Origin of the sequence: Pseudomonas typographi (assembly GCF_014694385.1) — a bacterium.
GTDB lineage: Bacteria > Pseudomonadota > Gammaproteobacteria > Pseudomonadales > Pseudomonadaceae > Aquipseudomonas > Aquipseudomonas typographi.
Map to the genome: position 1 here is coordinate 18036 of NZ_JAAOCA010000005.1, position 20940 is coordinate 38975.

Sequence of the window (20940 nt, forward strand, 5' to 3'; positions counted from 1 at the left end):
CGGTGCGTCAAGTCATCTTGCCCATGCATCAATGCAAGGCCTCCAGCCAACCGCCCAGCGTGTCGAATGCCGGGTGGAACGTGCGATCCAGTTGCAGCGGTGTCACCGACACGTAACCTTGCATCACCGCGTGGAAATCGGTACCGCTGCCGCCATCTTCGGCGTCGCCGGCGGCGGCTATCCAGTAACCCGGTTTGCCCCGCGGGTCGACCACCAGCTTTGGGGCCGCCGCGCGCGCCCGGTGGCCCAGGCGGGTCAGGCGAATGCCCTTGATCTGCGCCAGCGGCAGGCCGGGCACATTAACGTTGAGCACGGTACGTGGCGCCAAGCCCAACCGCCCATGCGCCGCAAGCATCAGCCGCGCGAACCACGCCGCCGTGGCCAAGTGCTCGGGCTGGCGCGACGCCAGCGAAAAGGCATAGGACACGCCGCCGAGAAAGCGCCCTTCGAGCGCTGCGGCAACCGTGCCGGAGTAAATCACGTCGTCGCCGAGGTTAGCCCCCAGGTTGATACCCGAGACGACCACATCCGGTACGTCTGGCAGCAACCCGTTGATACCCAGGTGAATGCAGTCGGTAGGGGTTCCATTGACGCTGATGAAGCCGTTTTCCAGCACATTGGGGTGCAGCGGCCGGTCGATGGTCAGGGCGCTGCCACAGCCGCTCCTGTCCTGGTCGGGCGCGATCACCGTACATTGGGCAACCTCCGCCAGCGCATTGTGTAGCGCGGCGATGCCTGGGGCGGTGACCCCGTCGTCGTTGGAAATCAGAATACGCATGAGCTGTCCGCCTGCCCTACCGCGCCCAGATCGAAAAGCTCACGCACCACGACAGTGGCGAAGCATCCGGGCGGCAGGACGAATTCCAGTTGCAGAATGTCAGGCCCGGGATAATGCCACGACATTCGCCCAATGGGCAGTCGAAGAATGCGACGTTCGTGCGACAGTTGCGCCAGCGCCAACCAATCGCGTAACTCGGGGCTGCTATCAGCCACGCGCTGCTCAAGCTGCGCGGTACCGGCCTGGGCAGGGCTCGGCCCCTGCCCCCAGAGCGGACCGGTAGGGTGCAGGTCGAGTATGGCCAGGCGCGGGTCTTCGCATTCGGCGGGCCCTGCGGGAAAAAAACTGTTGCTGTCGGTGAATGCCAGCAGGTCGCCAGGCTGCGCCTGGTCCCAGTCCCCCCGCTGAACGCGCTCGGCCAGTACACGGTTGAACAGTTGGCTGCGGGCCGCCGACAGCAGCCGAGAGCGCAGGTTGCGCTGCTCGGGCAAGCTGGCCCCTCGCGCATAATGCAGCGCCTGCTCCACGTTACCGCCCCCATGGCCAAAACGCTGCAAGCCGAAGTAGTTGGGCACACCGCGCCCACGCAACAGCTGCAAGCGCGCTTCGACCTGCTCCGGGGCAGCCTGCACATTCGCCAAACGCAACCTGAAGCCATTGGCCGAGTGCGCACCACGTTGTAGTTTGCGCCGGTGGCGGCGCACTTGGAGGATGGCCAAGGCGTCGTCTTCGGCGCGGGCAAGGTCTGGGTCTTGTTTGCCAGGCAAGTGCAGACTGAACCACTGGCGGGTCAGCGCTTGGCGATCTTTGAGCCCGGCGTAGCTGACCAGGCGCAGCGGCACACCCGCGGCGCGCGCCAGGCGGCGGGCCGCTTCTTCGGTATTGAGGTTGCGTTTTTCTACCCACAACCACAGGTGCTCGCCCTCGCCTTCAAGCGGAATGTCGAGCACTTCGTCGACCTGGAAATCTTCGGCAGTGACCTTGAGCTGGGCCACGCCCAAGGCGGGGCCATAGGCTCGCGGGCCGAGCAATTCGGCTTCGCTGATCATGCCGGTTGCAACAGCGCCACGGCGTGCGCCGCGATGCCCTCTTCACGGCCAGTGAAGCCAAGCTTTTCAGTGGTGGTAGCCTTGACGTTGACTTGGTCGAGCGCCACGTGCAGGTCCGCGGCGATCACCTGGCGCATCGCCTCTATGTGCGGCGCCATTTTCGGCGCCTGGGCCACGATGGTGGCGTCTACGTTGCCGACTTTCCAGCCTTTCTCACCCACCAGGCCCAGCACGTGACGCAGCAGCATGCGGCTGTCGGCACCTTTGAAACGCGGGTCGGTGTCCGGAAAATGCCGGCCGATATCACCCAGTGCCGCGGCGCCGAGCAACGCATCGCTTAATGCATGCAGCAGCACGTCACCGTCGGAATGGGCCAAAAGCCCCTGGGTATGGGCGACACGCACCCCACCCAGGGTGATGAAGTCGCCATCGCAGAAGCGGTGCACATCGTAGCCGTGACCAATACGCATAAAGAAAAACGCCCCGATCGAGTCAGGGCGTGGATTCTACCTTAGCTTGGCCAGGATCGCTTACTTCAGCGCTTGGGCATGATGGCGCAAATGGTCATCGATAAAACTGGCGATGAAGTAATAGCTATGGTCGTAGCCGGGTTGCAACCGCAGCGTGATCGGGTGGCCTGCAGCCTTCGCGGCCTGGGCCAGCGCCTCGGGCTTGAGCTGTGTTTCCAGGAAGTCATCGCGGTCGCCTTGGTCGATCAACAGCGGCAACCGCTCGCCGGCGGTTTCGAGCAGCACCGTGGCATCCCATTCGCGCCATTTGGCACGCTCCTCGCCCAGGTAGCGGGAAAACGCTTTTTCGCCCCAGGGGCAATCCATTGGGTGGCTGATGGGCGAAAACGCCGACACCGCGCGATAGCGCCCCGGGTTGCGCAGCGCGCACACCAGCGCGCCATGGCCACCCATAGAGTGGCCGCTAATACTGCGGGCTTGCGAGGCGGGAAAATGCGCCTCGATCAATTGCGGCAGTTCATGCACCACGTAGTCGTGCATGCGGTAGTGCTGCGCCCAGGGCGCCTGGGTGGCGTTAAGGTAAAACCCCGCCCCCAGGCCAAAGTCCCAGGCACCGTCCGGGTCGGCCGGTACCTGGGGGCCACGCGGGCTGGTGTCGGGGGCCACGATGATCAGCCCCAACTCAGCGGCCAGGCGCTGCGCGCCGGCTTTTTGCATGAAGTTTTCATCCGTGCAGGTCAGCCCCGACAGCCAATACAGCACCGGCAGCGTGCCGCCCTGCTCAGCCTGCGGCGGCAGGTACACGGCGAACACCATCTCGCAATCGAGCACGGCCGAGCGGTGCTTGTAGCGCTTGTGCCAGCCGCCGAAACTTTTTTGGCACGAAAGGTTTTCCAGGCTCATGGGGGCCCCTATTGGCTGAGGTTCATACGAGAAACCGACACGGCCGGTGGGCGAGCCTTCAAGGCCGGCCCAACGACCCTCCATTTTCCGTAGAAGGTTTAGAAGTGAATGACGCTACGGATGCTCTTGCCTTCATGCATCAGGTCGAACGCCTTGTTGATGTCTTCCAGCGGCATGGTATGGGTGATGAACGTGTCAAGCGGGATTTCCCCCTTGTCGGCCATGTCTACGTAACTCGGCAACTCAGTGCGGCCTCGCACGCCACCGAATGCCGAGCCGCGCCATACGCGGCCTGTTACCAGCTGGAATGGGCGGGTGGAAATTTCCTGGCCGGCACCGGCCACGCCAATGATCACCGACTCACCCCAGCCCTTGTGGCAGCACTCCAATGCGGCGCGCATCAGTTGGGTATTGCCCACGCACTCGAAGGAAAAATCGACGCCGCCATCGGTCAGCTCGACGATCACCTCTTGGATCGGCCGGTCGTGGTCCTTGGGGTTGACACAGTCGGTAGCCCCCAGTTGCCGGGCGATTTCGAATTTGCTCGGGTTGATGTCCACGGCGATGATGCGGCTGGCCTTGGCCTTGACCGCACCTATGATCGCCGAAAGGCCGATACCGCCCAGGCCGAAGATGGCCACGGTATCGCCCGGCTTGACCTTGGCCGTGTTCAGCACCGCGCCGATGCCGGTGGTCACGCCACAGCCGAGCAGGCAGACTTTCTCCAGCGGCGCTTGCTTGGGGATCTTGGCCACGGAAATTTCTGGAAGCACGGTGTACTCGGAAAAGGTCGAGGTACCCATGTAGTGGAACAGGCTCTGGCCCTGGTAGGAAAACCGGCTAGTGCCGTCGGGCATCAAGCCCTTGCCCTGGGTGGCACGGATAGCCTGGCACAGGTTGGTCTTGCCAGACAGGCAGAACTTGCACTGGCGACATTCGGGGGTATAAAGCGGGATCACATGGTCGCCCACTGCTACCGATGTGACCCCTTCACCCACCGCCTCGACCACCGCGCCACCTTCGTGACCGAGAATCGACGGGAAGATGCCTTCAGGGTCGGCACCCGACAGCGTGTAAGCGTCGGTGTGGCAAACACCACTGGCCACTACCCGCAACAGCACTTCGCCCGCTTTTGGCATGGCGACATCGATTTCAACGATTTCCAGGGGTTTCTTGGCCTCGAACGCCACCGCGGCACGGGACTTGATCATCAATGGGGCTCCACTTCATAGGTGTTTAAGTGTTTCAGTGTAATTCATCGCGGTTTAATGAATAATCGGGCGAATCAGAAAACATTATTGCAAGGCAGGGACAATCATGCCGACGCATCGCTGGGACGGGATCGACGAATTCGTCGCGGTCGCCGAGTGCGGCCAGTTCACCGCCGCCGCCAACCGCCTGGGCGTATCGGCTTCGCACGTGAGCCGCCAAGTGGCACAACTCGAAGAGCGCCTGCAAACCCGCCTGCTTTACCGCAGCACCCGCCGTGTCGCACTGACACAAGCCGGGCATGCTTTTTTGCAGCACTGCCAGCGCCTGCAAGACGGCCGCGAAGAAGCGTTGCGCGCCATCCAAGACCTCAACAGCGAGCCGAAGGGCTTACTGCGCCTGACCTGCGCAGTAGCCTATGGCGAACGCTTCATCGTGCCGCTGTTGAACGACTTCATGGCACGCTACCCGCAATTGCGCTTGGAGGTGGAACTGAGCAACCGCACGTTGGATATCGTGCAGGAAGGCCTGGACTTGGCGATTCGCCTGGGCCGGCTAAGCGACTCACGGCTGGTAGCGGCGCGCCTGGCGCCGCGGCGGATGTACCTATGCGCCTCGCCCAGCTACCTGAGCCACTATGGCCGGCCCCATAGCCTGTCGGAACTGGCACGGCACAACTGCCTGGTCGGTAGCTCCGATCAGTGGCCGCTGTGCGCGCAGGGCCGGGAGTTCACCCAACGGGTACAGGGCAACTGGCGCTGCAACAGCGGCCAGGCGGTACTCGACGCGGCACTCAAGGGCATGGGGCTGTGCCAACTACCTGATTATTACGTGCTCGGACACTTGCGCAGCGGGGCGTTGGTATCGCTGCTCGAAGCGCACCAACCGCCCAATACCGCCGTGTGGGCATTGTACCCGCAACAACGGCACCTCTCGCCGAAGGTGCGCGGGCTGGTCGACCACCTACGCGAAGGCTTGGCGCACCGGCCCGAGTACCAAGGTGCCTCGGAAGTTCGCACAGGCATTGAGGTGTGAATGTTGCGATATGAAAAGGCGCCGCGACGAGTGCGGCAAAGGGGCCTAGCAGCAACAGGCACCGCCGGTGCGACACCCGGCTACCGCCGCCAGCGCAGGCGCAACCACTCAAGGTCTTCCGGGCGGGTGATTTTGATATTGTCGGCGCGCCCTTGCACCAGCCGCGGTGCCAAGCCTGCCCACTCCATCGCCGACGCCTCGTCGGTCACTGCAACGCGGGCCACCAGCGCATCGGCGATGGCCCGTTGCAGTGGCCCAAGGCGAAACATTTGCGGCGTGTAGGCGTGCCATATCACGCTGCGGTCGATGGTCTGCGCCACCCGCCCCTGGGTGTCGGCGCGCTTGAGCGTATCGTGGGCGGGCACCGCCAGCAGCCCGCCGACCGGGTCGCCCGCCAGTGTGGCCAACAACTCATCGAGGTCACTGCGCGCCAAGTTAGGCCGTGCCGCATCGTGCACCAGCACCCAGTCGTCTTCGGCAGCGCCTTGAGCGCTGAGTTGCACCAGTGCATTGAGCACCGAATCGGCTCGTTCGCGGCCACCGGGTGCGCGGCTGATGCGTGGGTCAGCGGCGCAGGCCAGGGTGGGCCAGTAGGGGTCATCGGCCGCCAGGCTGACGACCGCCCCCTTAAGGTTGGGGTGATCAAGAAAGCAGGCCAGGGTGTGTTCCAACAGCGTACGGCCAGCCAGTAGCATGTATTGTTTAGGGCGGTCCGCGGCCATGCGCGCACCGACGCCGGCAGCGGGAATCACTGCCCAGAATGCGGGGAGCGGCATCATTGGGTGATCTGGTAGAGGGTTTCGCCGCCCTTGACCATGCCCAACTCGTGGCGGGCGCGCTCTTCGACGGTTTCCATGCCTTTTTTCAGTTCGACGACTTCGGCGTCCAGCACTCGGTTGCGCTCGAGCATCTGTTCGTTTTCCTGATGCTGGTCGGCGATTTGCTGCTTAAGCTCCGCCGCTTGCTTAAGGCTGCCTGAGCCCATCCACAAGCGGTGTTGCAAGCCGGCCAACACGGCGATCAAGACTACAAACAACCAATAGTGACTGCGCATCGAAATATCCAGTGTAAAGACAACCGACCGCCTGAAAGCATAAAGCCCGGCGCGGGCCAGGCTCCATGCATGGGTCATGGGCGCCAACGGGGCAACATGCTCAGCCACCGTAGCGCCTTTTTACCATCTTCGGGTCAGCTGCGAAACTCTTCCCGACCACGGTACAACGCCTTGCCCGCCAATTGTTCCTCGATACGCAACAGTTGGTTGTACTTGGCCACCCGATCGGAACGGCACAACGAACCTGTTTTGATCTGGCCGGCCGCGGTGCCCACGGCGAGGTCGGCGATGGTGGAGTCTTCGGTTTCGCCCGACCGGTGCGAAATCACCGCGGTGTAACCGGCCGCCTTGGCCATCTGGATGGCTTCGAGCGTTTCGGTCAGGGTGCCGATTTGGTTGAACTTGATCAGAATGGAATTGGCGATTTTCTTGTCGATGCCTTCCTTGAGAATCTTGGTGTTGGTCACGAACAGGTCATCGCCGACCAACTGCACCCGCTCGCCAATCTTGTCGGTCAGGGCCTTCCAGCCCGCCCAATCCGATTCGTCCATGCCATCTTCGATGGAGATGATCGGGAACTTCTGGGTCAGCTCGGCCAGGTAGTCGGCAAAACCCGCGGCGTCGAACTGCTTACCTTCGCCGGCTAGGTCGTATAGGCCATCCTTGTAAAACTCACTGGAGGCGCAGTCCAGGGCGAGGGTTACATCGGTGCCAAGGGTATACCCGGCCTTGGCCACGGCTTCGGCGATGGCCGACAATGCCTCGGCGTTAGACTTCAGGTTCGGGGCAAAGCCGCCTTCATCGCCCACCGCGGTGTTCAGGCCCTTGGCCTTGAGCACGGCCTTGAGCTCGTGGAAAATCTCCGCGCCCATGCGCAAAGCCTCAGCGAAGGTCTTGGCACCGACCGGCTGCACCATGAATTCCTGGATGTCGACGTTGTTATCGGCGTGCTCGCCACCGTTGATGATGTTCATCATCGGCACCGGCATTGAATATTGGCCCGGGGTGCCGTTGAGGTTGGCGATGTGCGCATACAGCGGCAGGTCTTGGTCCTGCGCAGCGGCCTTGGCGGCGGCGAGCGAAACCGCCAGGATAGCGTTGGCGCCCAGCGAGGCTTTGTTCTCGGTGCCATCGAGCGCAATCATGATGCGATCCAGCGCCTGCTGGTCGGCCGGGTCCTTGCCCAGCAGCGCGGTGCGGATCGGGCCATTGATATTACCCACGGCCTTGAGCACGCCTTTGCCCGAGTAACGGCGCTTGTCGCCATCACGCAGTTCCAGCGCTTCGCGAGAACCGGTGGAGGCACCGGAGGGAGCGCAGGCGCTGCCGATGATGCCGTTGTCCAGAAGCACGTCGGCTTCCACGGTCGGATTGCCACGGGAGTCGAGAACCTCACGACCTTTGATGTCGACGATTTTTGCCATTGTTGTAAACACTCCAATATTTGGACGAAAACGACGCAACGAGGGGTGACGCAAACTCCAGAGGGCCGCAACGGGCAGCCCCCGGGCGTTGAATGCAACATTGCCCGGCAAGCCGGGCAATGGGGTTAGGCCGTTTCTATGATCGGAAAAGCCTTGACCAGTTCATCCAGCGCCTTCAATTGGGCCAGGAACGGTTCGAGTTTATCCAGCCGCAGCGCGCAGGGGCCGTCGCATTTGGCGTGTTCCGGGTCAGGGTGGGCTTCCAGGAATAACCCGGCCAGGCCCTGGCTGATGCCCGCCTTGGCGAGGTCCGTGACTTGCCCGCGCCGGCCGCCCGCGGAGTCGGCCCGCCCGCCGGGCATCTGCAGCGCGTGGGTAACGTCGAAGAACACCGGGTATTCGAACTGCTTCATGATGCCGAAGCCCAGCATGTCGACCACCAGATTGTTGTAGCCAAAGCTGGAGCCGCGCTCACATAGGACCAACTGATCGTTGCCGGCTTCCTCGCACTTGGTAAGGATATGTTTCATTTCTTGCGGCGCGAGGAACTGGGCCTTTTTGATATTGATCACCGCACCGGTCTTGGCCATGGCCACGACCAAATCGGTTTGCCGCGACAAGAAAGCCGGCAACTGGATGATGTCACACACCTGCGCGACCGGCGCGGCCTGATAGGGCTCGTGCACGTCGGTGATCACGGGCACCTGGAAAGTCTTCTTGATCTCTTCGAAGATCTTCAGGCCTTCGTCCAGGCCCGGGCCACGATAGGAATTGATCGAGGAGCGGTTGGCCTTGTCGAAGCTGGCCTTGAATACATAGGGAATGCCCAGCTTGGCGGTGACCTTGACGTAGGCTTCGCACACCTGCATGGCCATGTCACGGGATTCGAGCACGTTCATGCCGCCGAACAGGGCCATCGGCCTGTCGTTGGCCAGCTCGAGCGTGCCTACACGGATTGTTTTCTGAGCCATTTTCAAGCCTTAGCGCGCTGGGCCAGCGCTGCCTTGACGAAGCCACTGAACAGCGGGTGGCCATCGCGCGGGGTGGAGGTGAATTCGGGGTGGAACTGGCATGCCACGAACCACGGGTGGTCGTGGGCTTCGATAACCTCGACCAGCGCACCATCACCGGAACGGCCGGACACCACCAGACCTGCATCGAGCAACTGCGGTAGCAGGTTGTTGTTGACCTCGTAGCGATGCCGATGGCGCTCGACGATCACGTCTTTGCCATAGCAATCGTGAACGCGGGAACCACGCACCAATTGGCATTCTTGGGCGCCCAGGCGCATGGTGCCACCCAGGTCGGACGTTTCCGTACGGGTTTCGACGCTACCGGTGGCATCGGACCATTCGGTGATCAAGCCGACCACCGGGTGGGTGCTGTTGCGTTCGAACTCGGTGGAATTGGCATCGGCCCAGCCCACTACGTTACGGGCGAACTCGATCACTGCCACCTGCATACCCAGGCAAATGCCCAGGTAGGGCACCTTGTTTTCACGGGCGAACTGCACCGCCCTGATCTTGCCCTCGACCCCGCGCAGGCCGAAACCGCCCGGTACCAGGATCGCGTCGACCCCTTCAAGCAGGCCGGTGCCCTGGTTCTCGATGTCTTCGGAGTCGATGTAGCGCAGGTTGACCTTGGTACGGTTCTGGATGCCGGCGTGGCTCATCGCTTCGATCAGCGACTTGTACGCATCGAGCAGTTCCATGTACTTGCCGACCATGGCGATAGTGACTTCGTGCTCGGGGTGTAGCTTGGCGTCGATGACCTTGTCCCATTCGGACAAGTCGGCGCTGCGGCACTGCAGGCCAAAGCGTTCGACGACGATGTCGTCCAGCTCTTGCTCGTGCAAGCGGCGCGGGATCTTGTAGATGGTGTCGACGTCTTCGAGCGAAATGACCGCGCGCTGCTCAACGTTGGTGAACAGTGCGATCTTGTTGCGCGACGAACTGTCCACAGTATGGTCGGAACGGCAAATCAGCACATCGGGCTGCAGGCCGATGGAGCGCAGCTCCTTGACCGAGTGCTGGGTCGGCTTGGTCTTGGTTTCACCGGCGGTCGCAATGTAGGGCACCAGGGTCAAGTGCATCAGCATGGCACGCTTGGCACCCACTTCGACGCGTAACTGGCGGATCGCCTCGAGGAACGGTTGCGACTCGATATCGCCCACTGTACCGCCGATTTCGACCAGGGCCACGTCGGCGTCGCCGGCACCCTTGATGATACGGCGCTTGATTTCGTCGGTAATGTGCGGGATCACCTGGATGGTCGCACCCAGGTAATCGCCCCGCCGCTCTTTGCGCAACACGTGCTCGTACACGCGGCCGGTGGTGAAGTTGTTGTTCTGGGTCATGGTGGTGCGGATGAACCGCTCGTAGTGGCCCAGGTCGAGGTCGGTTTCGGCGCCATCATGGGTCACGAAGACTTCGCCATGCTGGAACGGGCTCATGGTGCCGGGGTCGACGTTGATGTACGGATCCAGCTTGAGCATGGTGACCTTCAGCCCCCGCGCCTCCAGGATGGCCGCCAATGAAGCCGAAGCAATGCCTTTCCCCAAAGAAGAAACAACACCGCCCGTGACGAAGATGTAGCGCGTCATGAAAAACCCTAGAAGTCTGTTAAAGCGGCCAGGGCCGCCGGGGAAAGCGAAGGTAAATCGCGAGCCACCGCGCCCGGAACGGGCAAACGGAAGCTGTCTCAAGAAGGGAGGGTAGTCTACCGGAAAGCCCCTTTCATCTCAAACGCTGCTCATTCGTCGGCACCGCCCAACATAACGGCGGGTTCTCTCCCGCAGCCAATGGGAACTGCGCCACGGCCAACAGTTCGCCGCCTGCGAACAATAGCGGCAGGCGCCCGCGCAAGAACACCGGCACCCCCTGCTCTTGCATCCAGCGTTTCAGGTCGCGCTGGCCGCGCCCGGGAATTCGGAGCCGTTCGCCGCCCTGGCGGTAACCGATGTGCAACTGGCCGGGCACCGGCGCCTGTAGCCACACGTGCCCATTGCCCGGCAATTGTAGCGGCGTACCCGGCTGAGGCCAGGGCACCGGCTGGGTAGGCCAGAGCTGCAGCCAGGCACCGCTCAACCACCAAAGGCGCCCGCCGGCACGCCGCAGCTCTCCATCGGCCAGGCGCCAACAGGGCTCGCCGGCCAGGCGCGCGTCGCGCAGGTTGTCCCAGCCGTGCCAGTGCTCGGTATCTGGAAGCCGCGTCAGCGGAGCGAGAAAATGCCGCAACGCATTGCGCTGGCGCGCGGGGGACAGCCCAAGCAATGGCGCCAGCGCCAGGCTCGGCAACGGCAACCAGGGCAGCGCAGCGGGCGGTTGGGCAAGGTCGGCCGCCGCCAAATCGCCCAGCAGCGCCTGGGCTTCGGCGCAATGGCCCGCGGCCCGCGCCAGGCTTGCCGGCGCGTGTGGCCAGCGCGCCTGCAGGGCCGGTAATACCTGGTGGCGCAGGTAATTGCGATCCGCTTCACTGCGCGCATTGCTGGGGTCTTCGACCCAGTGCAACCGCTGGTTCGAGGCGTAGGCTTGCAACGTGGCGCGGCCCACCGCCAACAGCGGGCGCACCAGCCAGCCCGCACCGGCACGGCGGCATGCTGGCATGGCCGCGAGCCCGTGCACGCCTGCGCCGCGTAACAGGCGGTAAAGCACGGTTTCGGCTTGGTCGTCGCGATGGTGCGCCAGCAGCAGCACCTCGCCAGGTTCCAGCCGCTGCGCCAAGGCGCAGTGCCGGGCACGGCGCGCGGCCTGCTCCGGGCTGGCGTGTGCGGGCACCTCTACCTTGAGCACTTCAAGCGGCACACCATAGGCATCGCACACCCGCTGGCAGTGCCCAGGCCACGCATCTGCCGCGGGCTGCAGGCCGTGGTGCACATGGATTGCCCTAAGTGGCGGAAGGCCGTGCTCTTTAGCGAGGGCCGCGAGCAGGTGCAGCAGAACGGTGGAATCCAGCCCCCCCGACAAGGCGATGGTCCAGCGTGGAGCGCTAAGCCACCCAGCGAGGGTTTTGAGCAGGTGGTCGGGCAGGTTCATCCCATGGGCCTATGGATACCATAAAGAATGCAAGCCACCCCTTTAATGCTTAATCAAACCCCGTAGCTCATCAGTCGCTGGTAGCGGCGTTCAAGCAAGCTACTGATGTCGAGCTGCTTGAGTATGTCGAGCTGCTCAACCAACGACTCGCTGATGCTGGCCGCCGCTTCGGCGATATCACGGTGGGCGCCACCCAGCGGCTCGGGGATCACCTTATCGACGATGCCCAGCCCCTTGAGGCGTTCCGCGGTAATACCCATGGCTTCGGCGGCATCGGCGGCCTTTTCGGCGGTTTTCCAGAGGATCGACGCGCAGCCTTCCGGGGAGATCACCGAATAGGTGGAGTACTGCAGCATGTTCAACTGGTCGCATACGCCAATCGCCAACGCGCCGCCGGAGCCGCCCTCGCCGATCACGGTGGCGATGATCGGGGTTTTCAGCCGTGCCATCACCCGCAAGTTCCAGGCGATGGCTTCACTTTGGTTGCGCTCTTCGGCGTCGATCCCCGGGTAGGCGCCGGGGGTATCAATGAAGGTCAGGATCGGCATTTTGAAACGCTCGGCCATTTCCATCAAGCGGCATGCCTTGCGATAGCCTTCCGGCCGCGGCATGCCGAAGTTACGGCGCACCTTTTCGCGCACTTCGCGGCCCTTTTGGTGGCCGATGATCATCACCGGCTGGCCGTCGAGGCGGGCCGTGCCGCCGACGATGGCCGCGTCATCGGAGAAATGCCGGTCGCCGTGAAGCTCTTCGAACTCGGTGAACAGGTGTGTGATGTAATCCAGGGTGTATGGGCGGCGCGGGTGGCGCGCCAGCCGGGCAATCTGCCAACTGGTAAGGCTACCGAAAATGCTTTCGGTCAACGTGCTGCTTTTTTCTTGCAGCCGCGAGATTTCGTCGCCGATGTTCAGCGAATTGTCATTGCCGACGAGGCGCAGCTCTTCGATCTTGGCTTGCAGGTCAGCGATCGGCTGTTCGAAATCTAGAAAATTCGGGTTCATAGCTTTCCGTCTTGGGTCGACGGCCAGGCGGCCGGCCGGTTGATCCGTTTGGCGCCATACCATACGGAAATGGCGCCTTGAGGTCGAGATTAAATTCCGTGCTGTCAGTGCGCGGTTTCAGAAGTTGGCTGCGCACCGTGGCGGTGCCTTTCGCTGGCGGCCCGCGTTACCGCGCGCGAAACCTCAGCAGGCCCTACCGATACTGCAGGAAGACGTTCTCCCGGCCGAACTGGTCACGCAGGGCTTGGATCAGCGTATCGCCCGGGTCGATGCTCCAGCCCTCGCCCAACTGCAACAAGGCCCTGGCATCGCGGCCGGTATAATCGAGGGTCACCGGGCAACCGCCGCGGTGGTTCTTCAGTACGTCCCCTAGCCATTTCATACGCGCCTCGAGCGCTTGCCCGTGCACTTTCAAACGCAGGCTTTCGGCCAACTGGGTGCGCGCCTGCTCGATGGTCATCAGCCGTTTGACCCGCAAGCGCAGCCCGCCGGAGAAGTCATCGTTGCTGACCTCCCCTTCGACCACCACCACCGCATCGTTTTGCAACAGGTGCTGGGCCCCGGCAAACGCATCGGCGAACAGTGAGGCTTCGATACGGCCGGAGCGGTCGTCAAGGGTGATGAAACCCATCTTGTCGCCCTTTTTGTTCTTCATCACCCGCATGGCCACGATCATCCCGGCGATGGTTTGCACGTCGCGGGCCGGCTTGAGGTCAACGATCCGCTGGCGAGCGAAGCGGCGTACTTCGGCTTCGTATTCGTCGATCGGGTGGCCGGTGAGATAAAGGCCCAGGGTGTCTTTCTCACCCTTGAGGCGGTCTTTCAAGCTGAGGGCGCGCGCTTTGCGGTAGCTTTGGTACACATCGATGTCCTCGGCTTCGAACAACCCCCCGAAGAGGTCGATGTGGCCGCTGTCCAGGGTGCGCGCCGCTTGTTCGGCGGATTTGATCGCTTCTTCCAGGGCAGCCAGCAACACCGCGCGGTTCTGGTCGACGGTGGCTTGGTAGGCTTTGAGCTCATCGTTGAAGAACGGCCCGAGGCGGTCCAGGGCGCCGCTGCGCACCAGGGCGTCGAGGGTGCGCTTATTGATGCGCTTGAGGTCGACCCGGCTGCAGAAATCGAACAGGTCCTTGAACGGGCCGCTGGCCCGCGCCTCGACAATCGCCTCGACGGGCCCCTCGCCCACCCCTTTGATGGCACCCAAGCCATAGACAATGCGCCCGTCGAGGTTAACGGTGAACTTGAAGTCGGAGGTGTTCACGTCGGGCGAGTCCAGGCGCAGCTTCATACTGCGCACTTCCTCGATCAAGGTCACCACCTTGTCGGTGTTATGCATATCGGCCGACAACACCGCCGCCATGAATGCCGCCGGGTGGTGCGCCTTGAGCCAGGCGGTTTGGTACGACACCAAGCCATAGGCGGCCGAGTGGGATTTGTTGAAGCCGTAGCCGGCGAACTTTTCGACCAGGTCGAAGATGTTACCGGCCAGGTCTGGCTCTATGTTGTTCTGCGTACAACCCTCGATGAATGCCCCGCGCTGCTTGGCCATTTCTTCGGGTTTTTTCTTGCCCATGGCACGGCGCAGCATGTCGGCGCCGCCGAGGGTATAGCCGGCCATCACCTGGGCGATCTGCATCACCTGTTCCTGGTACAGGATGATGCCGTAGGTGGGCGCGAGCACTGGTTTGAGCCCGTCGTATTGGTAATCCGGGTGCGGCCAGGCCAGCTCGGCGCGGCCGTGCTTGCGGTTGATGAAGTCATCGACCATGCCAGACTGCAGCGGGCCGGGGCGGAACAGCGCCACCAAGGCGATAAGGTCTTCGAGGCAGTCGGGCTTGAGCTTTTTGATCAGCTCTTTCATGCCACGGGATTCAAGCTGGAATACCGCGGTGGTCTCGGCCTTCTGCAACAACGCGTAGGTCGGCTTGTCGTCCAGGGGAATATGGGCAATGTCCACCGGCTGCTCGCCGGTTTTCGCACAGTCGCGGTTGATGGTTTCCAGCGCCCAATCGATGATGGTCAGGGTGCGCAGGCCGAGGAAGTCGAACTTCACCAGCCCCGCGGCTTCGACATCGTCCTTGTCGTACTGGGTCACCAGGCCATCGCCGAATTCATCGCAATAGATGGGGGCGAAATCCGTGAGCTTGGTGGGGGCAATCACCACCCCACCGGCGTGCTTGCCGACGTTGCGGGTAATGCCTTCGAGCTTAAGTGCCATGCCCCAGATTTCGGCTGCTTCTTCGTCGCTGGCCAGAAAATCGCGAAGCATTTCTTCCTGTTCGAAGGCTTTTGCCAAGGTCATGCCCACTTCGAACGGGATCATCTTCGACAGCCGGTCGGCCAGGCCAAAAGACTTGCCCTGGGCACGCGCCACGTCGCGCACCACGGCCTTGGCCGCCATCGAACCGAAGGTGATGATCTGGCTCACCGCGTTGCGGCCATATTTATCGGCCACGTAGTCGATCACCCGGTCGCGGCCGTCCATGCAAAAGTCGACGTCGAAGTCGGGCATCGACACCCGTTCGGGGTTGAGGAAACGTTCGAACAGCAGATCGTATTCCAATGGGTCGAGGTCGGTGATCTTCAGCACGTAGGCCACCAGCGACCCCGCGCCCGACCCCCGGCCCGGGCCCACCGGCACGCCGTTGCTCTTGGCCCACTGGATAAAATCCATGACGATCAGGAAGTAACCGGGAAAGCCCATCTGGATGATGATATCGAGCTCGAAGTTGAGCCGGTCTACATACACCTGCCGGCGCGCTGCGTGATCCTCGGCGTCCGGCGCCAGCAAAATCGCCAAGCGTTCCTCGAGGCCGTCGAAGGACACCTTGCGAAAAAACTCATTGATGGTCATACCTTCCGGAATGGGGTATTCAGGCAAGAAGTTCTTACCCAACTGCACATCAATGTTGCAACGTTTGGCGATCTCCACGGTGTTCTGCAGCGCATCGGGCAGGTCGCTGAACAACTCGGCCATTTCCTCCGGGCTTTTGAGGTATTGCTGGTCACTGTAGTTGCGACTGCGTCGTGGGTCGTCCAGCGCCCGGCCCTCACCGATGCACACGCGGGTTTCATGGGCCTCGTAATCCTCGGCCTTGATGAAGCGCACGTCGTTGGTGGCCACCAGCGGCGCGCCAAGCCGGTCGGCCAGCGCCACGGCGGCATGCAGGTATTGCTCGTCGTTGGCGCGCTGGGTGCGCTGCACTTCCACGTAAAAACGCTCCGGAAACACTCGCATCCATTCAGCCAACAGGGCGTCGGCCTCTTCAGGGTTGCTGCCCAACAGCGCCTGGCCAATATCGCCCTCTTTCGCCCCGGACAACGCGATCACCCCGGCGCTGGCCTCGGCTACCCATGCGCGCTGCAGCACCACTTGGCCACCCTGTTGGCCTTCGAGGTAACCCCGGGAAATCAGTTCGGTGATGTTGCGGTAGCCCTCGCGGTTCATCGCCAGCAAGGTGATGCGCGCCAAGGGCGCGTCGGCGTCCTTACCGGCCAGGAACAGGTCGGCGCCGCAAATCGGCTTGATGCCCGCGCCCATGGCGGTTTTATAGAACTTGACCAACGAACACATGTTGTTCTGGTCGGTTACGGCCACGGCGGGCATGTTCATGCCGGCCAGGGCCTTGACCAAGGGTTTGATCCGGACCAAGCCGTCGACCAGGGAATACTCGGTATGAAGGCGCAGGTGAACGAATGAAACCGACATAAGCGTTATCCAGGTAGTCGAAGCTTGGGAAGCGATTGTAACGAGGTTGGCCGCGCCCGGCGATCCGGCGCGCTCAGTCGAGCTGCGCCGGGCCTACCACCGCGCCTTCCGCCGTGCCGAAGATCAAGCCGGCGGTTTGCGCCTCGAGCGCCGCGCGTACCGGGGCGAACGAGCGCCGATGGATCGGCGTCGCCCCCAAGCGCGCAAGGGCTTCGAGGTGCACTGGCGTAGGGTAGCCCTTGTGCGCGGCCAGGCCGTAGCCGGGATAGATCAAATCGAACGCGGCCATTTCGCGGTCGCGGCTCACTTTAGCCAGGATCGATGCCGCGGCGATCGCCGGCACCTTGGCATCGCCCTGTACCACAGCCGTGCTGGGTACGGCCAGCTTCGGGCAGCGGTTGCCGTCGATCATGGCCATGCGCGGGGTTATGTGCAGCCCGGCGACCGCACGCTGCATGGCCAACATCGTGGCGTGCAGGATGTTCAATTGGTCGATCTCGTCCACTTCGGCACGGGCGATGCACCAACTGAGGGCCTTGTCGCAAATTTCGCCGAACAACGCTTCGCGGCGCGCCTCGGTGAGCTTCTTCGAATCGTTCAGCCCGGTAATCGGGCGCGCCGGGTCGAGGATCACCGCGGCGGTCACCACCGGCCCGCACAGTGGGCCACGGCCCACCTCGTCGACGCCAGCGACCCGTTCCTCGACCAAGTCGAAATCCAAGCCTATGGGTAGTTGTTTCGGTGGCATGGCGGCAGCGTCCTATCAGCGGGCCAACAATTGCAACACCGCATCGGCCGCCTGGTTGGAGGCGTCGCGGCGCAGGGTGCGGTGTATCGCATCGAACTTCTCGGTTTGCCGCTCGTGCCCATCGAGCAAAGGCGCCAGTTGGGCGGCCAGGCGTTCAGCTGTGGCGTCATCCTGCAATACTTCTGGCACCACGGCTTGTTGCGCCAACAGGTTAGGCAGCGATATGTACGGGCTGTTGACCATACGTTTGAGCAACCAGAACGTCAACGGCGCCAAGCGGTAGGCGACCACCATCGGCCGTTTGTACAACAGCGCCTCCAAGGTGGCCGTACCCGAGGCGATCAGCACCGCGTCGCAGGCCTCCAACGCCAGGTGCGATTGGCCGTCGAGCAGGGTAACCGGCAATGAACGGCCCTCCAGCAGGGCTTCGAGCTGCTGGCGGCGCTGCCCATTGGCGCTGGGCACCAGCAAGCGCAGGCCCGGGCGGTCGGCCAGCAGCCGCTGCGCGGTGTCAAGGAACAGCGCACCCAGGCGCTTGACCTCACTGCCTCGGCTGCCCGGCATCAGCGCCAGTACCTGGGCATCGGCTGGCAGCCCCAATTGGGCACGTGCCGCCGTGCGGTCCGGCTGCAAAGCGATAGCGTCGGCCAGCGAATGCCCGACAAACCGCACCGGCACCCCTTTGGCTTCGTAAAATTGCGCCTCGAAGGGAAACAGCGTGAGCATCAGGTCGCAGCCCTCGCGAATCTTCAGCACCCTTTTTTGCCGCCACGCCCACACCGAAGGGCTCACATAGTGCACGGTCTTGATACCGGCATGACGAAGCTGCAACTCGATATCAAGGGTAAAATCTGGCGCATCGATGCCAATGAACACGTCTGGCCGGGCCTGGAGCAAGGTCTGCACCAGCGCCTTGCGCCGGGCCAGCAATTCCCGTAGCCGGCCAAGCACTTCGACCAACCCCATCACTGCCAGGCGCTCCATGGGAAAGTACGATTGCAGGCCTTCGGCCTCCATCAGCGGGCCACCCACGCCAATGAAGCGCACATCGGCCTGGCGCGCCTTGAGTGCGCGCATCAAGCCACTGCCGAGAATATCCCCACTGGCTTCGCCTGCTACCAGGGCGATGCACAGTGGCTGGGGCGGCGCCATCAGCGGGTAATACCCCGGTTGGAGGCCGCCACCGAGTCACGGAACAGCGCGACTTCCGCGTACTCGCCGGCCAGTTCTCCAAGCTCCAATAGCGCTTGGTCGCGGGTCAACCCTTGGCGATACACCACCTTGTAGGCGCGCCGCAGTGCCTGCATGCAGTCCTCGCTGAAACCACGCCGGCGCATGCCTTCGAAATTCATGCTGCGCGCCTGGGCCGGATTGCCGAACACCGTCACGAACGCCGGCACGTCCTTGCCGATCGCCGTGCCCATGCCGGAAAACGCATGGGCACCGATATGCACGTACTGGTGCACCAGGGTGAAACCGGACAAGATCGCCCAATCTCCCACATGCACATGCCCGGCCAATGCGGTGTTATTGACCAAGATGCAGTGGTTACCGATAACGCTGTCGTGGCCGATATGGGCGTAAGCCATGATCAGGTTGTGGTCGCCCAAGGTGGTTTCGCCACGGTCCTGCACAGTGCCACGGTGAATGGTGGCACCTTCGCGAATCACATTATGGTCACCGATGACCAACGTGGTCGGTTCGCCTTGGTATTTGAGGTCGGGGGTGTCTTCGCCCACCGAGGCAAACTGATAGATACGGTTGTGCTTGCCAATCCGGGTTGGCCCACGCAATACCACATGAGGACCAATCACCGTGCCCTCGCCGATTTCCACACCTGCACCGACGATCGACCAAGGGCCCACCTCGACACCGTCGGCAAGTGTTGCCGTAGGGTCGATGATTGCACGAGGGTCGATCACACTCATAGTTTCTGTTCCGCGCAGGTAATTTCGGCCGAGCAGACGACTTTGCCAGCCACCGAGGCCGTGCAATTGAACTTCCAGATTTGCCGCTTGCTGCTCAGGAATTGCGCTTCGAGTATCAGTTGGTCGCCTGGCAGCACCGGTTGGCGGAAGCGCAGTTTGTCTGAGCCCACGAAATAATAGAGGGTGCCGTCGGCGGGTTTCACGCCCATCATCTTGAAGCCCAGAATGCCGGCCGCCTGGGCCATGGCTTCGATGATCAGCACGCCTGGCATGATCGGATGGGCAGGGAAGTGGCCATTGAAGAAAGGCTCGTTGATGCTGACATTTTTGTACGCACGAATGCGCTGGCCCTCGACGTCCAGCTCCTGAACACGGTCCACCAACAGGAACGGGTAGCGGTGGGGCAGGTATTCGCGAATCTCGTTGATGTCCATCATGTTCAGGAAGAGCCTTAATAAGAGAATGGAGCACCGCTGCAGGGGCGGTGCTCCTTATATGATCAAGACGACAGTTTAAATGCAGCGCGTGCTTGATAGTGAGCGTTTGTCAGCCTTCTGATGGCGTATCCGCGCTACGGGTCACCGCATCGACGCGCTTTTCCAACTGGGCCAGGCGCCGCGACATGTCGTCGAGGTGGCGGATACGGGCCGCGCTCTTACGCCATTCGGCCGCGGGCTGCATGGCGGTACCGGACGAATAACTGCCCGGCTCGGTGATCGAACGGGTCACCATCGTCATGCCAGTGATGAAAACGTTGTCGCAGATTTCGATGTGCCCCACCAAGCCAACCCCACCGGCGAGCATGCAGTGCCGGCCGATTTTGGTGCTGCCGGAAATCCCCACACAGGCGGCCATGGCGGTATGGTCACCGACCTGCACGTTATGCGCGATCTGGATCTGATTATCGAGCTTGACGCCGTTACCTAACACCGTGTCGGCCAGGGCCCCGCGGTCAACCGCGGTGTTCACGCCGATTTCGACATCGTCGCCCACTTGCACGCCGCCGACCTGGGCAATTTTTTGCCATACGCCTTTCTCATTGGCGAACCCGAAGCCCTCACCGCCGAGTACCGCGCCCGACTGTATCACCACGCGCTTACCGATGTGCACGTCGTGATAAAGCGTGACCCGCGGCGCAAGCCAACCGCCCTCGCCAATCACGCAGCGCGCGCCGATGTAGCCATGGGCGCCGATGGTCACACCGGCGCCAATATGGGCGCCGCTTTCAACCACCACGAATGGCCCGACGCTGGCGCTAGGGGCCACCGTCGCATCGGCGGCGACCACGGCGCTGGGGTGGATACCGGCCGGGGCTCGGGGCTTGGGGTCGAACGCATGGGAAATACGCGCATACGCAAGGTACGGGTCGGCCACGATCAATGCGTTGCCGGTGAAGCCTTCGGCATCGGCCGCTTTGAGCAGCACGGCACCGGCTTGGCTGTGATCGAGAAACTTGCGGTACTGCGGGTTGGCGAGAAAGCTCAGTTGAGCGGGGCCGGCTTCCTGCAAGGTAGCCAGCCCGGTGATTTCCAGCGCCCGGGTGCCGCGCAGCTCGGCGCCCAGGGTATCGGCCAATTGGCCGAGGGTCATGCTCAAGG

General features: G+C 62.7%; 19 protein-coding genes. 1 reads left to right on the plus strand and 18 read right to left on the minus strand.

The genetic code is table 11. The features are described from left to right. Positions 1 to 28: 28 nt before the first annotated feature. The 5 genes from surE to HAQ05_RS04815 all read right to left on the minus strand — a co-directional run bounded on the left by surE (position 29) and on the right by HAQ05_RS04815 (position 4411). Positions 29 to 778 (minus strand): 5'/3'-nucleotidase SurE, encoded by a 750-nt coding sequence (surE, locus tag HAQ05_RS04795; RefSeq protein ID WP_190417955.1) that lies wholly within the window; start codon positions 776 to 778, stop codon positions 29 to 31. Continuing rightward, positions 766 to 1824 carry a tRNA pseudouridine(13) synthase TruD gene (gene truD, locus HAQ05_RS04800; protein ID WP_190418302.1) on the minus strand — a complete coding sequence of 353 codons (1059 nt, stop codon included), beginning with the start codon at positions 1822 to 1824 and terminating at the stop codon, positions 766 to 768. The genes surE and truD overlap by 13 nt, the downstream gene beginning before the upstream one ends. Further along, positions 1824 to 2297, minus strand: coding sequence for a 2-C-methyl-D-erythritol 2,4-cyclodiphosphate synthase (gene ispF / locus HAQ05_RS04805; RefSeq protein ID WP_190417957.1), 474 nt, complete (start codon positions 2295 to 2297; stop codon positions 1824 to 1826). Before ispF ends, truD begins: the two co-directional genes overlap by 1 nt. 60 nt (positions 2298 to 2357) lie before the next feature. After that, on the minus strand, positions 2358 to 3200 hold the full coding sequence (fghA, locus tag HAQ05_RS04810; protein WP_190417959.1) for an S-formylglutathione hydrolase: 843 nt from the start codon (positions 3198 to 3200) through the stop codon (positions 2358 to 2360). Between the two features lie 98 nt (positions 3201 to 3298). Then, on the minus strand, positions 3299 to 4411 hold the full coding sequence (locus HAQ05_RS04815) for an S-(hydroxymethyl)glutathione dehydrogenase/class III alcohol dehydrogenase (RefSeq protein ID WP_190417961.1): 1113 nt from the start codon (positions 4409 to 4411) through the stop codon (positions 3299 to 3301). Between the two features lie 106 nt (positions 4412 to 4517). Here HAQ05_RS04815 and HAQ05_RS04820 point away from each other — a divergent pair, with 106 nt between their 5' ends. Continuing rightward, positions 4518 to 5444 (plus strand): LysR family transcriptional regulator, encoded by a 927-nt coding sequence (locus HAQ05_RS04820; protein ID WP_190417963.1) that lies wholly within the window; start codon positions 4518 to 4520, stop codon positions 5442 to 5444. An 80-nt stretch (positions 5445 to 5524) separates the two neighbouring features. On the opposite strand, the gene ispD is transcribed toward HAQ05_RS04820, so the two are convergent. From ispD to lpxD, 13 genes are all read right to left on the minus strand, one after another. After that, a complete protein-coding gene (gene ispD / locus HAQ05_RS04825) occupies positions 5525 to 6223 on the minus strand; it encodes a 2-C-methyl-D-erythritol 4-phosphate cytidylyltransferase (protein ID WP_190417965.1) in 699 nt (232 codons plus the stop codon). Continuing rightward, positions 6220 to 6498, minus strand: coding sequence for a septum formation initiator family protein (locus HAQ05_RS04830; RefSeq protein WP_190417967.1), 279 nt, complete (start codon positions 6496 to 6498; stop codon positions 6220 to 6222). Before HAQ05_RS04830 ends, ispD begins: the two co-directional genes overlap by 4 nt. Before the next feature lie 134 nt (positions 6499 to 6632). Further along, positions 6633 to 7922, minus strand: a complete 1290-nt coding sequence (eno, locus tag HAQ05_RS04835; RefSeq protein WP_190417975.1) for a phosphopyruvate hydratase — start codon at positions 7920 to 7922, stop codon at positions 6633 to 6635. Between the two features lie 125 nt (positions 7923 to 8047). Then, positions 8048 to 8893: a 3-deoxy-8-phosphooctulonate synthase gene (kdsA, locus tag HAQ05_RS04840; RefSeq protein ID WP_190417977.1), complete on the minus strand. Its 846-nt coding sequence runs from the start codon at positions 8891 to 8893 to the stop codon at positions 8048 to 8050. A gap of 2 nt (positions 8894 to 8895) precedes the next feature. Then, positions 8896 to 10524 (minus strand): CTP synthase, encoded by a 1629-nt coding sequence (locus HAQ05_RS04845; RefSeq protein WP_190417979.1) that lies wholly within the window; start codon positions 10522 to 10524, stop codon positions 8896 to 8898. Positions 10525 to 10657: 133 nt separating this feature from the next. Next, a complete protein-coding gene (tilS, locus tag HAQ05_RS04850) occupies positions 10658 to 11956 on the minus strand; it encodes a tRNA lysidine(34) synthetase TilS (protein ID WP_190417986.1) in 1299 nt (432 codons plus the stop codon). Between the two features lie 53 nt (positions 11957 to 12009). Further along, the gene (locus HAQ05_RS04855) at positions 12010 to 12957 is read right to left on the minus strand and encodes an acetyl-CoA carboxylase carboxyltransferase subunit alpha (protein ID WP_190417988.1); all 948 of its coding nucleotides are present in this window, start codon (positions 12955 to 12957) and stop codon (positions 12010 to 12012) included. Positions 12958 to 13150: 193 nt separating this feature from the next. Continuing rightward, complete coding sequence (dnaE, locus tag HAQ05_RS04860) at positions 13151 to 16666, minus strand: DNA polymerase III subunit alpha (RefSeq protein ID WP_190417990.1); 3516 nt, start codon at positions 16664 to 16666, stop codon at positions 13151 to 13153. A gap of 73 nt (positions 16667 to 16739) precedes the next feature. After that, positions 16740 to 17414 carry a ribonuclease HII gene (rnhB, locus tag HAQ05_RS04865; RefSeq protein WP_190417992.1) on the minus strand — a complete coding sequence of 225 codons (675 nt, stop codon included), beginning with the start codon at positions 17412 to 17414 and terminating at the stop codon, positions 16740 to 16742. 15 nt (positions 17415 to 17429) lie between these two features. Then, complete coding sequence (gene lpxB, locus HAQ05_RS04870; RefSeq protein WP_190417994.1) at positions 17430 to 18566, minus strand: lipid-A-disaccharide synthase; 1137 nt, start codon at positions 18564 to 18566, stop codon at positions 17430 to 17432. Continuing rightward, positions 18566 to 19342, minus strand: a complete 777-nt coding sequence (gene lpxA, locus HAQ05_RS04875) for an acyl-ACP--UDP-N-acetylglucosamine O-acyltransferase (protein WP_190417997.1) — start codon at positions 19340 to 19342, stop codon at positions 18566 to 18568. Before lpxA ends, lpxB begins: the two co-directional genes overlap by 1 nt. Further along, positions 19339 to 19779, minus strand: coding sequence for a 3-hydroxyacyl-ACP dehydratase FabZ (fabZ, locus tag HAQ05_RS04880; protein WP_190417999.1), 441 nt, complete (start codon positions 19777 to 19779; stop codon positions 19339 to 19341). The genes lpxA and fabZ overlap by 4 nt, the downstream gene beginning before the upstream one ends. Positions 19780 to 19888: 109 nt before the next feature. After that, positions 19889 to 20932: a UDP-3-O-(3-hydroxymyristoyl)glucosamine N-acyltransferase gene (lpxD, locus tag HAQ05_RS04885; protein ID WP_190418304.1), complete on the minus strand. Its 1044-nt coding sequence runs from the start codon at positions 20930 to 20932 to the stop codon at positions 19889 to 19891. Between the last annotated feature and the right edge of the window lie 8 nt (positions 20933 to 20940).

Coding starts and splice junctions, on each gene's coding strand:
- fghA (WP_190417959.1), bottom strand. CDS start 3,200: ATGAGCCTGGAAAACCTTTCGTGCCAAAAAAGTTTCGGCGGCTGGCAC.
- HAQ05_RS04855 (WP_190417988.1), bottom strand. CDS start 12,957: ATGAACCCGAATTTTCTAGATTTCGAACAGCCGATCGCTGACCTGCAA.
- HAQ05_RS04830 (WP_190417967.1), bottom strand. CDS start 6,498: ATGCGCAGTCACTATTGGTTGTTTGTAGTCTTGATCGCCGTGTTGGCC.
- ispF (WP_190417957.1), bottom strand. CDS start 2,297: ATGCGTATTGGTCACGGCTACGATGTGCACCGCTTCTGCGATGGCGAC.
- lpxB (WP_190417994.1), bottom strand. CDS start 18,566: ATGGCGCCGCCCCAGCCACTGTGCATCGCCCTGGTAGCAGGCGAAGCC.
- HAQ05_RS04845 (WP_190417979.1), bottom strand. CDS start 10,524: ATGACGCGCTACATCTTCGTCACGGGCGGTGTTGTTTCTTCTTTGGGG.
- surE (WP_190417955.1), bottom strand. CDS start 778: ATGCGTATTCTGATTTCCAACGACGACGGGGTCACCGCCCCAGGCATC.
- fabZ (WP_190417999.1), bottom strand. CDS start 19,779: ATGATGGACATCAACGAGATTCGCGAATACCTGCCCCACCGCTACCCG.
- rnhB (WP_190417992.1), bottom strand. CDS start 17,414: ATGCCACCGAAACAACTACCCATAGGCTTGGATTTCGACTTGGTCGAG.
- HAQ05_RS04815 (WP_190417961.1), bottom strand. CDS start 4,411: ATGATCAAGTCCCGTGCCGCGGTGGCGTTCGAGGCCAAGAAACCCCTG.
- eno (WP_190417975.1), bottom strand. CDS start 7,922: ATGGCAAAAATCGTCGACATCAAAGGTCGTGAGGTTCTCGACTCCCGT.
- lpxA (WP_190417997.1), bottom strand. CDS start 19,342: ATGAGTGTGATCGACCCTCGTGCAATCATCGACCCTACGGCAACACTT.
- lpxD (WP_190418304.1), bottom strand. CDS start 20,932: ATGACCCTCGGCCAATTGGCCGATACCCTGGGCGCCGAGCTGCGCGGC.
- kdsA (WP_190417977.1), bottom strand. CDS start 8,893: ATGGCTCAGAAAACAATCCGTGTAGGCACGCTCGAGCTGGCCAACGAC.
- ispD (WP_190417965.1), bottom strand. CDS start 6,223: ATGATGCCGCTCCCCGCATTCTGGGCAGTGATTCCCGCTGCCGGCGTC.
- dnaE (WP_190417990.1), bottom strand. CDS start 16,666: ATGTCGGTTTCATTCGTTCACCTGCGCCTTCATACCGAGTATTCCCTG.
- HAQ05_RS04820 (WP_190417963.1), top strand. CDS start 4,518: ATGCCGACGCATCGCTGGGACGGGATCGACGAATTCGTCGCGGTCGCC.
- tilS (WP_190417986.1), bottom strand. CDS start 11,956: ATGAACCTGCCCGACCACCTGCTCAAAACCCTCGCTGGGTGGCTTAGC.